Origin of the sequence: Pseudoalteromonas sp. MMG005 (assembly GCF_018101015.1) — a bacterium.
Taxonomy (GTDB): domain Bacteria; phylum Pseudomonadota; class Gammaproteobacteria; order Enterobacterales; family Alteromonadaceae; genus Pseudoalteromonas; species Pseudoalteromonas aurantia.
In genome coordinates, this window is the sequence record NZ_JAGJEK010000010.1 from 38,355 (window position 1) to 53,733 (window position 15,379).

Consider the following 15,379-nt stretch of genomic DNA (forward strand, 5'->3'; position numbering starts at 1 on the left):
ACTCAATAGCTGATAATTGGGCCCTTAAGTTACTCTTTAAGGGCCCATTTTATGTCTTTCCCTCTCGCGTTACCCTGTCATGATTTTTTAACTCAAGATGCAGATGCAGTGATTGTAATTACAGCCAATGTGCATGATCTTGGTCATACTCAATTGAATGCCACTTTGGCTCCCTATTTGTCGGTCGATCAACGTATCGCCAGTAAAGCAACGTTAGTGCTTGCCAATGACTTACCTGGCAAACGTTTGATTGTGTCGCCTACTGGACCATTGCATCGCGATTATGATGATGTACGCCGCGTATTTGATGCAGCTAAATCGGCGATTACAGAAGCAAAAGCAGCCGGTGTGACAAACCCTGCATTGATGATTGTAGGGTTACCTGCTGATGAGCGCTACAAAAACGCATTAGAAGTGGCTTTTTTAGGCACTTGTCAAGCATTGTGGCAACCGCTTGAAGCACGTGAATATCGTGGTGAGAGTATTGAGCCTATTACTGTAATACATATGGTCGGGGCGACCGAAATGCAGACGAAGCAATTAAATGCGATTGCTGCTGGTCAATATGCTGCCAGAGATTTATGTGGCACAGAGCCTGAAAGAATGGCACCGCCACGTTTTGCTGATTACTGTGAAGCATTATTTGTGAACACCTCTGTGGCCGTTGAAGTGATATCAGATATTGATAAAATTGAAAATGACTACCCCATGCTGGGTATGGTAGCGCGTGCATCTTATGCTGTTGAACGTCATCACCCTCGTGTTGTTAAGTTGGAATATACGCCGACAGATGAAGTAACCCGTACTCTAATGTTTGTTGGTAAAGGCTTGGTATACGATACTGGTGGTGCTGATTTGAAAGTGGGTGGTTTTATGGCTGGTATGAGCCGAGACAAAGGCGGGGCAGCATCGGTAGCAGGTTTTATGAAAGCCGTTGCTGAATATCAACCTAAAGGTGTCAAAGTTATTGCTTACTTAGCCGTTGTACGTAACTCAATTGGCTCAGATTGTTTTGTACCAGATGAAATTGTAACATGCCGTGAAGGTCTTAATGTTCGGATAGGTAATACCGATGCTGAAGGACGTTTAGCCATGGGCGACTTACTGAGTGAAATGAAGGATTTGGCTAAATCTCAAGTTAACCCTGAACTATTTACAGTGGCGACACTGACAGGGCATGCTGCACGCGCAGTGGGTCCATATAGTGCTTATGTTGAAAACGGCCCAGCACGTACAGCAAAAATATCTCGTCAATTGGCTGATATGGGAGATTTGTGGGCTGATGGTGCAGAGCTATCGCGTAGTCGTCGTGAAGATTATGACTTTATAAAACCACGCACTTTGGCTGATGACGTTATTTCAAGTAATAATGCGCCATCCGCTATCACTGCGAGGGGTCATCAATTTCCCATGGCATTTTTAGCGTTAGTCGGTGGGCTAGATAAACACGGCTGTGATGCACAGCAGCCTATTCCATATGTTCATATGGACATTGCAGGAAGTGGTGTTGAAGGGGGAGATTGGCAGCATGGAAAACCAACTGCTGCAACGGTATCTAGCCTATTTGCACGCTATTGTCTGTAGCTGTTGAGTGGTGAACAGTTAATCTGACGTCTGTACTTCGTCAGTGGTTAGTTCAATTACTCCAAATTACACTAGGCAGCGAATCTAATTATTTGTTGCCTAGTTGTAATGTACCTTGGGATAGGTTAAATTTTAAATCGCTGCACGATGTCATCCAAATGATGACTGGATTGTTTTAGATCAAGGCTGGCATCCGTTAGGGAATGAGTTGTGTCTAGAGACTGATGGGTAGCTTTAGATAAATCGGTAATACGTAAACTGACCTCTTGCGCAACACTGCTTTGTTCTTGAGTTGCTCTTGCAATATGGCTATTCATTTTACTTATCACTTTGATTAACCTTCCAATTTCATCTAGGGATTGGTCAGTGCCGCTAGCTTGTTTTACTGTACTGGTTGATATTTCTTGGCATAACTGCACGGCCCTCACCGTTTCTTGGGCATTTTTTTGCAACTTTTCAATCATTTTTTGGATTTCGTCTGTGCTTTGCCCTGTGCGACTTGCTAGGGTGCGCACTTCATCGGCTACGACCGCAAACCCTCGACCTTGTTCTCCGGCTCTGGCTGCTTCAATTGCCGCATTAAGAGCAAGTAAATTTGTTTGCTCTGAAATACCACGAATGACATCCAGTACAGAGCCAATGTTATTACTCTCGGTTGCTAAAATTGCAGATACTTTACTTACGCTTTGGATATGGGTTGACAGAGTTTGAATGGCAGTAATGGTATTTGCAACAACTTGCTTACCCTGTTCACTATTTAGTAGTGCATCAGCGGCTGCGACTTCAGCAGCGCGAGCATTTTCATTGACTGCCGTTATTTGTGTACTCATTTGTTCAACGGCAGTAGCAACCTGCTGACTATTGTCATTTTGTAGTTCTATGTGGGTTAAGTTTATGGCGCCTGCTTCATTTACTTGATTAGCAAAGAGGCCCAAATGTGTAGCACTCTCAGCGACTTGAGAAATGGATTGGCGCATTTTTTCAGTATATAAATTGAAGTACCGTGAAAGCCGAGAAATTTCGTCGTTGCCTTGCTCGTTCAGCTGTTGGGTTAAGTCTCCTTGGCCTTGAGAGATATCTTTCATCATGTTTGTTGCCAGGCGAATTGGATTTAAAATACTGTTACTAATAATGGTGCAAAGGATGGCTAAAACAATAACGATGATAATAACATCTATGATCATACGCCAGCGAAGCTCTGAAAATGCGTCATCTATGGTATCTAAATAGACCCCAGAACCGACTATCCATTGCCATGGGAGAAATCCTTTAACAAATGATATTTTATCTACCGGTGTTTGTGCGCCAGGTTTAGGCCATTTGTAAGGCACAAACCCTTCCCCGTGACTGACAACCTTGTCCACCATCTCTACAAATAAAGGGTTCCCGTCAGGGTCTTTGCTATTCGTTAAATTTTTTCCATTGAGCTGTGGTTTCAGTGGGTGCATAATCATCGTTGGGGTGAAATCATTGACCCAAAAGTAGTTATTACTGTCATATGTAAGTCCTTTGATTGCGGTTAACGCAGCATGTTTAGCGGCAGCTTCTGTTAAGAGGCCTGTTACTTGCCGTTGGTGATATACAGAGAGTAAGCTGTGTGCAGTTTCGACCAAGTTTTTGGTTTTTTCATATTGTTGTTTTTTTAGAGTGGCGTACTGCTGAGTTAAATTTGTCAGACTTAGAATAATTAGTCCTAATATGACTACTATGAGTAACATCATAAGGCGTTGAAAAATCGTAAATCGTCTTAAAATCTGCATATCAATCTCCTTGCTAAAAATACACAGTCCTGTGCATTAAGATAACGGGCGAGGTTTTAAGATAAAGAAATAAAGAGAGTCTGTCAGTACATTTTTAAGATGTTTTTATCTTTAAAAGCAAAGAGTTATTTGTTTTTGTTTAACAAGGAATACAATTAGATTTTGGTCTAAGAAAAAGCCCACAAATATGGGCTTTTTGACTAAATTTACATGTTGAAGTGACGGTTAAAAAAGTTTGTGATCGTTTGATGTAAATGGGTTTGCACTTTCTTACCGCGTAAGCTGTGCTTTGAGCCTGGGTAAGTCATCATCTCGAATGGTTTCGCATTGTCTTGAAGCTGTTTAAAGAGTTTAGTTGCATGAGTAAATAACACATTGTCATCTGCCATACCATGATAAATCATCAATGGACCATTTAAATTATCAGCAAAAGGGAAGACAGCACTTTGTGCATAGCCTGTTGCGTTACTTTGCGGGTGCCCTAGGTAGCGCTCAGTGTAATGGGTGTCGTATAAAGCCCAATCAGTCACTGGGGCACCTGAAACACCTGCTTGGAAATAATCACCTGCTTTAAACATAGTCATAAGTGCCATATACCCACCGTAACTGTGACCGTAAATACCAATTCTTGTCGGGTCAACGTAATCAAGCGAGCGCAAGAACTCAACACCTTTGATTTGGTCAGCTACTTCGACAACACCTAACTTTTTATATATTGGCGCTTCAAAGGCTGTCCCGCGGTTATATGAACCACGGTTATCTAATTGGAAAATCACATACCCTTGTTGTGCCATGTATTGAAAGTAAAGGTTTTTACTACGCCAACTGTTGGTAACCCGCTGTGCGTGTGGTCCACCGTATACATTGACCATAACAGGGTGCTTTTTACCTTTTTCCATATTTGTAGGTTTGAAAATACGGTAATGCAATGTTTGTCCGTCTTCGGCTTTAATGGTGCCATACTCAGGTTCCGCCAACTTACTCAAATAAGGTGTAAGTGGGTGAGTACTGTCTAACTTGTTTTGCTCCAGCCAAGTAATGAACTCTCCATTTACTTTGCGTAGCGCGACAGAGTTGGGTTTGTTAACTGAGGAGCTATTATCAATAAATGTTTTAGCATCTTTGGCGACAACGATTTTATGATAGCTGCCCGTTTGTGTGATGCGTTTGGTATTGCCTGATGTGAATATAGGGGCGCTATATAAATGTTGTTCTAGAGGTGTATCTGCACGACCAGCAAAATAGATGACCCCTTTAGTTTCATCAATACCTTTTATACTATCGACAATCCACTCCCCTTTGGTGATTTGGCGAATGAGTTGGCCATTGGTTCGATAGAGGTATAAATGTTTATATCCATCACGTTCAGAGGCCCACACAAAGTGTTTTTTGTCGGCTAGGAAGCGTAAGTCAAAGTGTAAGTTAACCCAAGTATCACTTTGCTCTGTTAGCGCAACCGTTTGCTGTTTTGTTTTGGTATTATAAAAGCGCAGCTCTAATGCTTGTTGAGAGCGATTTTGCCATTGATATGACAGTGTTTTATCATCTTTAAGCCATTTAGCGCGGGCAATGTAAATATCTTCATTTTTACCTAAGTCAATCCAGTCAACCTGTTGGTTATTCAGCTTAACAACACCTAGGGCTATTTTGACATTACTTGTACCTGTGAATGGGTAACGCTGATTGAATAGTTTAACTTCATCGGCATATATTTCGTTACGAATTGCTTCTTCTACAGGGCTTTCATCGATACGAGTAAAGGCGATTTTTTTCTCATCACCTGACCACCAGTACCCGGTCATGCGACTCATTTCTTCTTGCGCAACAAATTCAGCCATGCCATTTTTGATGACGCCGCCGCCATCCGTGCTGAGCGCAATTTCTTTGCCACTGGCAAGTTCAAGTGCGTATAAATTTTGCTCACGAATAAATGAGACATAGTTGCCTTTCGGAGAGAAGCGAGCATCGGTTTCAAAAGCAGGTGTATTTGTTAGTTTCTTACTTTTCCCTGAGTCTATTTGATAATGGTATAGGTCGCCATTTAAAGGAAACAATAAGGCTTTTCCATCGTTTGACCATTTGTATTCGAGAATACCGCGACCAAAAACCCGTTGTCGTTCACGACGGGCTTTTTCTTCGTCAGATAAAGTTTCAGGCCCTGAAAACAGCGCGGCTGAGTCAACTAATAATCGGTTAGATTTGTCTTTTAGGTTGTACTCCCAAAGGTCGTAACGGTTATAGTCGTTTGTTTTACCTTGTAAATACGTGACACGTTTGCCATCAGGAGAAAATTTGAGTTTAACAGGGGCTTTGCCTGCTAAGTTTGGGTCATCAAAAATACGTTCAAGGGAGAGGGGTTTTGCTGCAATGGTTGCACTGCACAATATAAGCGGCAGACATAACGCTAAAGACGAAAGAGTAACTCGCACAAGAGGGCCTTATCAAAGTGATTTGTTGGTTGGATGTTATAGGCAAGCATAGGCAATGGCAACAAATTGGGATAGAGTTCACATAATAATAAGTGTAAGTGGAGGTAATTATGACATTTGAGCTCGCCCCAGAATTGAAGCGTGATTGTATCGAGTTAGTTGATTGGCAGTTATGCAAAGTATTATTGCTGAACGATAGCCAGTACCCGTGGTTTATTTTAGTACCAAGAATTGATAATTTAAAAGAGATCATTGATTTAAGTCAATCTCAACAAAGCCTTTTTTGGTCTGAATCAGCGAAGCTTAGTGAGTTATTACGAGAAGTATTTAATCCTGATAAGCTAAATATTGCTGCATTAGGTAATATGGTGCCGCAATTACATGTGCATCACATTGCACGGTTTACAAATGATATTGCATGGCCGAATCCAGTTTGGGGCTTACATCCAGCAGTGCCTTATTCAAATGAGCAACTTATATCACTAAAAAAGGCGCTAGCGTTGTAGTGCCCATTATGGTGTTAAATTTAAAGTACCGAATTACAAACCGAGCACTTTTTTACCTTGCGTAAATGTGACATCTACTGGAATGTTGGCTGCAGACAATTTTGCTAAATCTGCTTTCAACTCTGCTTTAATGCTTCCATGTGTTGCAATAAGTTGGCTTACTTTTTCGTAGTCACCATCACCTTGTAGAGTAAGAATTAACTGTGATAAGTTTTTCATCGCAGTCGCCATTTCCTTCATGTTTACTTTGTAAAGACCTTGTGCATTTTTAGAAAATGCCCCTTGCTCTTTGAAGAAGTTAAAGCGGATCATATTGGCTTTGCCATGGGCACTTGATGCGCCGAAACGTACAGAGCGGAAAATCCCAGCCATAAACGTGGTGTAGTAGTCTTCCAATGTCCCGTCTGTTATTTCACCTTTTTTAAGTAACTGCTCGACCATGTATAAGCCAAGAATATCAGCTTTCCCTTCTTCTAGTGCACTTGCATGCTCTTGTAATGATTGACGAACGGTACCTTTATCAGTAATGGTATTTTTTATTCCCAGTCCATGTGCGACTTCATGAAACATGATATTGGCAAAAAAGGCGTCGAATGTAATATGTTTACGTTGCTCAGGCACAATTAACTGTTCAGAAATAGGAAGCATAATTTTATCAAACTTCGCGCGCATCGCATTTTTTAATTGCAAACGGCGTGTGCCTTTTTCTAATTGAACTTGCTCATCATTAGGTAAATTAATTGCAATTGTTTTACTACCGGCGTTGGAGTGACCGGCATAATAAATGACATCATATGCGTTTAGATCAGCATCAGAACCAGGTACTTCTTGTTTGTACTTTTCATCGACAGGCAAGCCAGCTTGTAGTTCTGGTAAAAATGCGGCAAATTTAGCGAGACGTTCACTCCATGCTAAGTCTTTTACAAGTACATAAGACTCAAATCCTGCACGATATCCGAAAAGCTGGTCTTCATAGGTTTCAATAGGGCCGATAACAATATCAATGGAGTTATTTTTCATATCCATCCATGCGAAATCAGAGCGTTGGTAGCTATTATTTAATAATGCATCTGCACGCAGGTTGAGGTAATTGGCAAATTCTTTGTCAACGGCTAAGTTACTGGCTTCTCGTAATAAAGACGCCGCTTTTGTTAACTCTGTTTGAAATACTTCTGAATATGAAGTACTAGATAGGTTGCCTTGGTCATCACGTGTGATAATTGAATAAAGGCCTTGTTTATCTTTAACCGATGAACTGTTTAATTCCTCTTTGGTAATGTTGTGAGGGTAAAATTCAGCGCCAGGTGTTTTGGGGGCAAAGCCAGATAAAAATACTTTATCACCATTGAGCCTATCCCATGGCCCATAATTTATTTCGGCAAATTGACGTACTTTTTTATCCGCTATGTTACTTAAGAATTGTGTTTTATCCATTCCAAAGCTTTGCTTCCAGAATAGGTCATCCATCAATTTAGATGCATCGATTAATTTGCTGAGCATTTTCTTCTGATTATCAGTCAAATGCGATAAATCACTGGTTAGCGTTACGTTTGTATAAATATCAAGACGCGATTGTTGGGTGTTTACTAGGTTGTAGTCATTATTTTCTTGGGTGCTAGTTTGCGTGTTATTTATTGTTTCTGGTTCTGAGCATGCACTGAGTGTTAACGCACTGGCGATAAGCAGTGCATGGCTAATTTTTGAAAGCTTCATGGGTAACTCTTTTGTTGTTATCTGTTTGGTTATCTACCATACCCGAATGTTTTATGGATTTCTGCCTTTGTACGTTGTAGTGGCAGTAAATATTAGCCATGCGCGAATTAGTAAGAATATTTTTTATACTTTTCTTAACTTTATGGTTAACTTAGTCAATACTAAAGGGTATAAAAATAAGCGTGCTTTATTGTGCACACCAGAAAATTTCTACCCAAGGGATATAGCTTATGTCGACAGAAAATGCCTTACTGACCATTCTTATTGATAGGATAAATAACGATACACTTGTTTTGCCCACCTTACCTGAAATTGCTGTAAAAGTAAGACAAGCAGCAGATGATCCTGAAGTAAACTTAGCACAGATGGCAGAGGTTATTTCTCAGGATCCCGCTTTATCAGCCCGCATGATTAAAGTTGCCAATAGTGCGTTTATGGGACGCTCAATTAAGGTGAATACACTTAACCAAGCTGTTACACGAATCGGGTTGCGACAAATCAAAAATATCGCCACAGCAATGGCGATGGAACAATTGTTTGTATCGAACAATAAGTTGATCAGAACGTATATGGATAAGGCATGGCAAAAAACGCTCAAAGTGGCGTGCCAAGCTATTACGACTATGGATTTTTATCTTCGCGTAAATAAACATACCTCTCTAAATAAAGATACCATTACGTTAGCATCATTGGTGTTTAACATTGGCGTTTTGCCTATTTTAACAGAAGCGGAGCGTCATCCAGAAGTGTTCGCGAACCCGAGCTTTTTAGCTCATGCAATACAAAAGCTCGCGGGTAAAATTGGCGGAGCAATCATGAGGGAGTGGGGGTTTACCGATGACTTTGTTGAGGTTGCTGAAAGTTGGTCCAATCCAAACTACAAACCTGATCATGTTTGTTATGTCGACTTTATTCGTGTGGGTGCGATTATTGAAGGTATCTTACAAGTGTCTGATAAAGCTGCGGCGCTTAGTGCCTATGAAGCCAAGGGCGTAACGCGTACATTAGACATGTTTACGAGTGATGAATATTTATCGACGTTAGAAGATGTAAAAAGTATGTTTGCTTAACATCGAGCGTTTAAAAAGTAGTAAGGTGAAGCTCACCTTACTACTAACTAACCTCAGCTCTGGATAAGCGAATTTGCCCAATAAAGCTATTTTTCTCACTCTCGGCGTTGCTTTCATTTGTAATAGCCCGCTATTACTGCATAAAAGCGCCTTGATATTGAACAAAATATCATCATTGGATTGTACATAAGTTTGTTTACAAAATATTTCCTATTCCAAAACCCTTATCCAAACCTGAGGTTAACTAATGTTTATAAGTCTTCTGCTTCGCCTAAGCTTTGCGTTAACTCATCTATCAGCTCTTTGATTTCTTCACTTACCAGAATAAAATCGGCATCGAGCTTTACGAGCATATCTTCTTTTGGAATATCAGCATTTTGTTCTTTCAGTGCGTCAGCGTAACTTAAGCGTTTAATCGAGCCGTCATTTTGAAGCATAAACTTAACACGCTCACGCCAATCTAAGGCGAGCTTAGTGACACGTTTACCACTTTCTAAATGGTGCTTGATTTCATCAGTAGATAAATCATGTTGCTTTAATTTTACTTGCGCGCCATTGTCATCCGGTTCTTCTAATTCAGCATCGGTACCAATTGCAAACCCATCTGGAGTTTCAAACTTAGTTAACCAATTGGTCAAAAACACATCTAAATCATAATTAGCAAAAGCAGGAACAACGGGCAATGTACCAAGTGATTTGCGTAGTAATGCCAATAACTCTTCCGCCTTGTTGAAGCTGGCGCTGTTGACGATAACCCAGCCGTTCTCTTGATCAATAAAAGCGAATTGTAAACTTGATTTCTTAAATGCTTGTGGCAATAAAGTCGCGAGAATATTTTCTTTTAACTCGTCTTTTTCTTTTTTCTTAACCGGGCGGTTCTCTTCGCGCTCGATAAGCTCAACTTTTTCTGCAACCATGTCATTAACAACAGCTGCAGGCAGCACTTTCTCTTCGCGTTTTGCGCAAACTAAAATGCTGTTTTTTGAAAAATGTGACAGGCTATTACCATGTTTACCGAATGCTTTTGACCAGCCAAATGTACTCATGTCTTGGCTACCACAAGGGCGGAATACATCTTGCTCTAATGCTTGTTCAAAATCTTCTTGGTTGTATGAGATATCTTGTTTGAATCGATAACAGATCAGGTTACTAAACCACATAAAAACGGTATCCGTGCTAAATAGTGGTCGCTATGATAACAATAATTTTCAGACAAGGAAGTGTTAAAGCGACTTGAATACAACAAAGGTAAGAGATTGCTGTATTCAAGTAATCAGACTAACTAAACATCGCCAGTGGTGCTTGCATGTTTTTAGGGAAGCTGATTTGGTATACTAGACCTTTACCTTCTTCACTGGTCACTTCTATATCGCCATTAAGTGTTTGTTTTACCAAGTTTAAGGTGATGTGAGTACCTAAGCCACTGCCGCCTTGATCTCTTTTAGTTGTGAAAAATGGGTCAAACAATTTCTCCAGTTGCACAGCACTGACACCGCGTCCATTGTCTCTATACAAAATACGTACGTCATCGTTGTCATCAGTAATTTCAATATCTATGCTGCCTTTATCAATACCTTCAAAGCCATGGATCAATGAGTTCATAATAAGGTTAGTAAATATTTGACTAATCGCGCCAGCAGGCAAGTTCAAGGTTAAATCTTCAGGGCAAGAAATATGTATATCATGCTTGGTTTTTTTTATTTTAGGGTGTAAAGAACGAACCACTTCTGCCAAGTATTCTTTAAAGTTAATAGTACGAACGGCCTCACTGGCTTGGTCAACCGCAATTTGCTTAAAGCTTGCGACCAATTCAGAAGCTCTGTCTAAGTTAGTTGTTAACAAGCTGGTGCTTTGCTTGGCCTCATTAATAAACTCCTCAAGTGCTTTTGGAGATAAGGTTTTGGCCTCATAAGCGGCCTCCAGCTGATGTAATCGTTCCTGTAAAAATGATGTCGCGGTCACACCTATACCCACAGGGGTATTTATATCATGGGTTATCCCAGCTACAAGGCCACCTAGGGCTGCCATTTTCTCAGATCCAACCAAGCGCTCTTGTGCCATATTTAGCTCGTCGAGATAACGTTCAAGTTCTTTTTGCTTAGTTAACAGCTCTTGTTCTGTTTGGCGACGTAGATCTATTTCTTCTGTAAGCGTTAACTTTTGCTTTTCTAGCTCATATTTTTGTTGTTGTAAGTCCATCATTGCTTGACTAAGGTTTGATGTTTTTCTTGCCACCTCTTGTTCTAATTGCAAGTTATGCTGATCAAGTTTTTCATTACTTATTAGTAACTCTTTTTGTGTTTGATCCAGCTTTTTTCGGTACTCAGCGACTTTATCAATTAATTTATTGAACGCTTCTTCCATGACTTTAAGTTCATTGCGTTCAGTTGTGCCAATGTCTATGCGTTGTGCATCAATATTGTCTAATTCGAAGTCCTCAACTTGATCTGTAAGATCTGTTAAAGGCTCAGTAAGTAAACGCCTAAATGCGATCAAAAATAAAATAATAAGGAATGTCGTCTTGATCATTGCATTACCGATCAAGAAGTAAATGGAGATCATGATTCGGCTAAAGACGACTTCTCGACTAGAAAACAGGGTGACATCACCCACTTGTGTTGCGCGGCCGGAAAACTCAAAAATTAATGGAAATGTGTACCCAAATAACCCCGATGGGGTATCTTCTATAATGGCTTCTTCTTGTACTAGCTGCTGACTATACAACTCGTGAATGTCGAGCGAACGGCCCAATTGAGAAATAATCTCTCCACTGTCATCGCGGACAATGATCCCTTCAATCATCGGAATTGCAAGTAACCCTTCAGCAGTAGTAACTGTTTGTTTGGTATTAAGTTCCCATATGGCACGCGTTAAACTTCTACTGAATGTTTTTTGTAGCATCGTTAATTCATTACGAATATAGTCCTTCGTATTGACGTATTCAGCAACGACTTGGCCACAGGTAACAACAAAGGTCAACAGAAAGTAAACCGATAGCACATTCGTGAGTAGCTTTTTCGATAGGCTTTTTTGTAACATGAATGAACCTTGGCTCCTCAATTAGGTCAACAGCAGGATATGTACTTAAACTTAGCTAATAAAGCCTTAAAAATAAATAAATATCTGACATTATTGCACACAATGTGCATATTAAATGAATATATAGTTTAGGGGCTTACTGAATTATCATTAAATGTGGTATAAGTTGATGATTGCCATCGTACGGGTTATTGGAAGATAAATATTTGATATGAGTTATTCTATATTAGTTTGTGATGACTCAAGGGTTGCAAGAAAACAGGTTGTTCGTTGTTTGTCTAGCGCACTTGAGGCTAAGATTGTGCAAGCTGAAAATGGTGCGCAAGCTGTGACAATGTTAGAGGAGCAGCAAATTGATTTACTCTGTCTTGATTTGACTATGCCAGAACTGGACGGTGTGGGTGTGCTTGAGGCAATAAAACAGCGCAAAATAGAAACCTACGTGGTGGTTATTTCAGCAGATATTCAGCCAGAGATGAAAAGTCGTGTTATTGGTTTAGGCGCAATAGATTTTATTGAAAAACCGGTTACGGCAGAACAACTATTAACGCTCCTTGGACAGTATGGTATTCGTTAGCAAGAAGAAATAATGCATTTTCTCCTATAATGAGCAATGTTTTTGAAAAGGTTTGTCATTAACGTGAGTAAATTGCATAAAGGTTGTTGTACTTTAGCCTTGACACTTCGCCTACATTTCAGGCACTCTTAACTCATGAAATTAAAATTTAACACTTCGACCATTATTATTACAACCACCATCCAATCTGGATAGTGGCATAGGTCGGTGCGTATTTAAAAGGCCTGTGTTCACTAAGAACACAGGCCTTTTTTCGTTTTTGGAATGAGGAAATTACCATGATGCGAGTATTAAAATTTGGCGGCTCTTCTTTAGCCGACTTTGATTGTTTAAGGCAAGTACAGAATTTAGTGTTAACCCAGTCAGGCGATGAAGCACTTATTGTTTTATCAGCACCTGGTGGGATGACAGATCAATTAGTTGAATTAGCAGCATTGGCAGAGCAAGGTGTATCGTATGAGGTGCAGTGGCAAGCATTACAAAGCAGAGTAAATGCGCTACATCTGCAGGTGACCAAGCTATACGGTGAAATAGCGCATTGGCCTGACTTTTCAGCTTTGGCTAATAAATTAGCTGGGGTAAAACTTCTCAATCATTGTCCAGCACAAGTGCGCGCTTACATCATAAGCTTTGGCGAGCGAGTGAGCTGTGCCTTAATGCAAGCTATGTTGGGCAGCGCTCAAGCCAGTTATTTAGATGCGACAGACTGTATAGCGACTGTTGGTGGGTATTTAGATGCGGAAGTTGATTTAAAGCTGAGTAAGGCGCAATTTACTTTATCTATGCGTGAAAACCCCAACAAGTATTATATCATGCCAGGGTTTACTGGTCGCAATCAAGAGGGCGAACTTACGACACTTGGTCGCAATGGTTCTGATTACTCAGCAGCTGTTGCAGCCGCTTGTTTGCAAGCACAAGTCTGCCAAATATGGACTGATGTTGATGGTGTTTATAATGCAGATCCTCGTTTTATACGTAAAGCAACTAAAGTTGATTGGCTCTCTTATAAAGAAGCAATGGAATTATCTTATTTTGGCGCCAAAGTACTTCATCCGAAAACTATCTTGCCTTGTGCGAAAGCGGGTGTGCCGTGTGAAATAAAAAATACCCATAACCCAGATGTGCCAGGCTCGGTGATAAGTAATGAGCGTCGTGGTAATGAGCAGGTGAAAGCTTTATCAAGTCTAGAATCGCTCGCGATGCTGACGGTGTCAGGTCCTGGCATGAAAGGTAAAGTTGGTATGGCATCAAGAGTATTCAACGCGTTAGCGAATGATAACGTGTCTATTGTTTTAATCACTCAATCTTCTTGTGAATTCAGTATCAGTTTTTGTGTACACGAAGCTGATTTAAATCTGGCGTTGACCGCACTTGAACAAGCATTTGAATTAGAGTCTCAAGCGGGTTTGATTGAACCTGTTCAAGTACAAAGAGAATTGGCGATAGTGACTCTAGTTGGTGATAATATGAAAGCACATCGTGGCTTAGCTGCGAAGTTCTTTGCATCATTAGCTCAAGCGCAAGTTAACATTGTAGCAATCGCTCAGGACTCTACCGAAAGTGCAATTTCTGCTGTTGTCGATGGCAGTTTATGTAATGATGCGGTGAAAGTATGCCATGAAAACTTCTTTACACATATTCCTTCAATTGATGTGTTTTTATTGGGGGTTGGCCTCGTAGGGCAGGAGCTGATCAAACAACTTGAAAAGCAACAATCTTGGCTTCAAAATCGAGATATAAAGTTGAACCTTTATGGTGTGGCCAATTCTCAAAAACTGTATCTAAATGCGCAAGGCGTCCCTTTTGATACTTGGCACGGAGAGTTAGAGCAGCAAACAGATGGGCTTACTTTAGAAAGGTTAGAAGCGTTTGTGAAATCAAACCACTTAATAAACCCTGTTATTGTCGATTGTACTTCATCGCAGCAGTTGGCTGACCAATATTGTAATTTTCTTAACGCCGGCTTTCATGTTGTTGCAGCCAATAAAAAAGCAAATACAGGAACTTATGATTACTATCAAGCATTAGTGAATGCAGCGCAACAAAAGCACCGTAAGTTTTTGTACGAAACAAATGTTGGAGCTGGCTTACCTGTATTAGATAACCTTCAGCTTTTATTTAGTGCGGGAGACGAACTTTTATCCTTTAATGGCATATTATCAGGGTCACTATCTTATATGTTTGGCGCATTAGAAGATGGCTTGAGTTTATCCGAGGCTACAGCGAAAGCGAAAGCAAACGGTTTTACAGAACCCGATCCTCGTGATGATTTATCGGGTACTGATGTGGCTCGTAAACTACTTATTATTGCCAGAGAGTCAGGGCTTGCGTTGGAGTTATCTGACATCGAAGTGGAACCGGTCGTCAGTGAGTCATTTGCTGAGGGAGCATCCGTTGACGAGTTTATGACAAAACTTCCAGAGCTTGATGGTAGTTTTGCTTTAAAAGTGAAAGCCGCAGCAGAGCAAGGTCAAGTGTTGCGCTATGTTGGAAGTATTGAAAATGGCCATTGCAGAGTTGGTATTGAAGCCGTCGACAAGTCACATGCTTTATATGATATTCGAGATGGCGAAAATGCATTAGCCATATTGAGTCAGTATTATCAACCTCGCCCATTTGTTATTCGTGGTTATGGAGCAGGTGCTGAAGTCACGTCAGCGGGTGTTTTTGCTGATATATTAAAAACGTTGTCACGTTAGGA

The 15,379-nt window shown here is 40.5% G+C and carries 10 protein-coding genes; 5 read left to right on the plus strand and 5 right to left on the minus strand.

What is annotated here, in order from left to right; all coding sequences use genetic code 11:
* Positions 1 to 51 precede the first annotated feature (51 nt).
* Entirely contained in the window at positions 52 to 1,584 is a 1,533-nt protein-coding gene (locus J8M01_RS09275; RefSeq protein ID WP_211057792.1) for a leucyl aminopeptidase family protein, read from the plus strand.
* Between the two features lie 125 nt (positions 1,585 to 1,709).
* Here the strand turns inward: J8M01_RS09275 and J8M01_RS09280 are convergent, their stop codons facing one another.
* Positions 1,710 to 3,344 carry a methyl-accepting chemotaxis protein gene (locus J8M01_RS09280; RefSeq protein ID WP_211057793.1) on the minus strand — a complete coding sequence of 545 codons (1,635 nt, stop codon included), beginning with the start codon at positions 3,342 to 3,344 and terminating at the stop codon, positions 1,710 to 1,712.
* 206 nt (positions 3,345 to 3,550) lie between these two features.
* Positions 3,551 to 5,773 (minus strand): S9 family peptidase, encoded by a 2,223-nt coding sequence (locus tag J8M01_RS09285; protein ID WP_211057794.1) that lies wholly within the window; start codon positions 5,771 to 5,773, stop codon positions 3,551 to 3,553.
* A gap of 110 nt (positions 5,774 to 5,883) precedes the next feature.
* On the opposite strand from J8M01_RS09285, the gene J8M01_RS09290 reads away from it, so the two are divergent.
* On the plus strand, positions 5,884 to 6,279 hold the full coding sequence (locus J8M01_RS09290; protein WP_211057795.1) for an HIT domain-containing protein: 396 nt from the start codon (positions 5,884 to 5,886) through the stop codon (positions 6,277 to 6,279).
* 33 nt (positions 6,280 to 6,312) lie between these two features.
* Here J8M01_RS09290 and J8M01_RS09295 read toward each other — a convergent pair whose 3' ends face one another.
* Positions 6,313 to 7,992: a Zn-dependent hydrolase gene (locus tag J8M01_RS09295; RefSeq protein WP_211057796.1), complete on the minus strand. Its 1,680-nt coding sequence runs from the start codon at positions 7,990 to 7,992 to the stop codon at positions 6,313 to 6,315.
* 230 nt (positions 7,993 to 8,222) lie between these two features.
* Here J8M01_RS09295 and J8M01_RS09300 point away from each other — a divergent pair, with 230 nt between their 5' ends.
* Positions 8,223 to 9,062, plus strand: coding sequence for an HDOD domain-containing protein (locus J8M01_RS09300; RefSeq protein WP_192506645.1), 840 nt, complete (start codon positions 8,223 to 8,225; stop codon positions 9,060 to 9,062).
* Between the two features lie 251 nt (positions 9,063 to 9,313).
* On the opposite strand, the gene rdgC is transcribed toward J8M01_RS09300, so the two are convergent.
* Together rdgC and J8M01_RS09310 are read right to left on the minus strand one after the other, a co-directional pair.
* Positions 9,314 to 10,222, minus strand: a complete 909-nt coding sequence (rdgC, locus tag J8M01_RS09305) for a recombination-associated protein RdgC (protein WP_210996040.1) — start codon at positions 10,220 to 10,222, stop codon at positions 9,314 to 9,316.
* A 118-nt stretch (positions 10,223 to 10,340) separates the two neighbouring features.
* Positions 10,341 to 12,101, minus strand: coding sequence for a HAMP domain-containing sensor histidine kinase (locus J8M01_RS09310; RefSeq protein WP_192506647.1), 1,761 nt, complete (start codon positions 12,099 to 12,101; stop codon positions 10,341 to 10,343).
* A 211-nt stretch (positions 12,102 to 12,312) separates the two neighbouring features.
* Between J8M01_RS09310 and J8M01_RS09315 the strand changes: the two genes are divergently transcribed.
* Positions 12,313 to 12,678, plus strand: a complete 366-nt coding sequence (locus tag J8M01_RS09315; RefSeq protein ID WP_192506648.1) for a response regulator — start codon at positions 12,313 to 12,315, stop codon at positions 12,676 to 12,678.
* A gap of 281 nt (positions 12,679 to 12,959) precedes the next feature.
* Positions 12,960 to 15,377: a bifunctional aspartate kinase/homoserine dehydrogenase I gene (thrA, locus tag J8M01_RS09320; protein WP_211057870.1), complete on the plus strand. Its 2,418-nt coding sequence runs from the start codon at positions 12,960 to 12,962 to the stop codon at positions 15,375 to 15,377.
* Positions 15,378 to 15,379 lie beyond the last annotated feature (2 nt).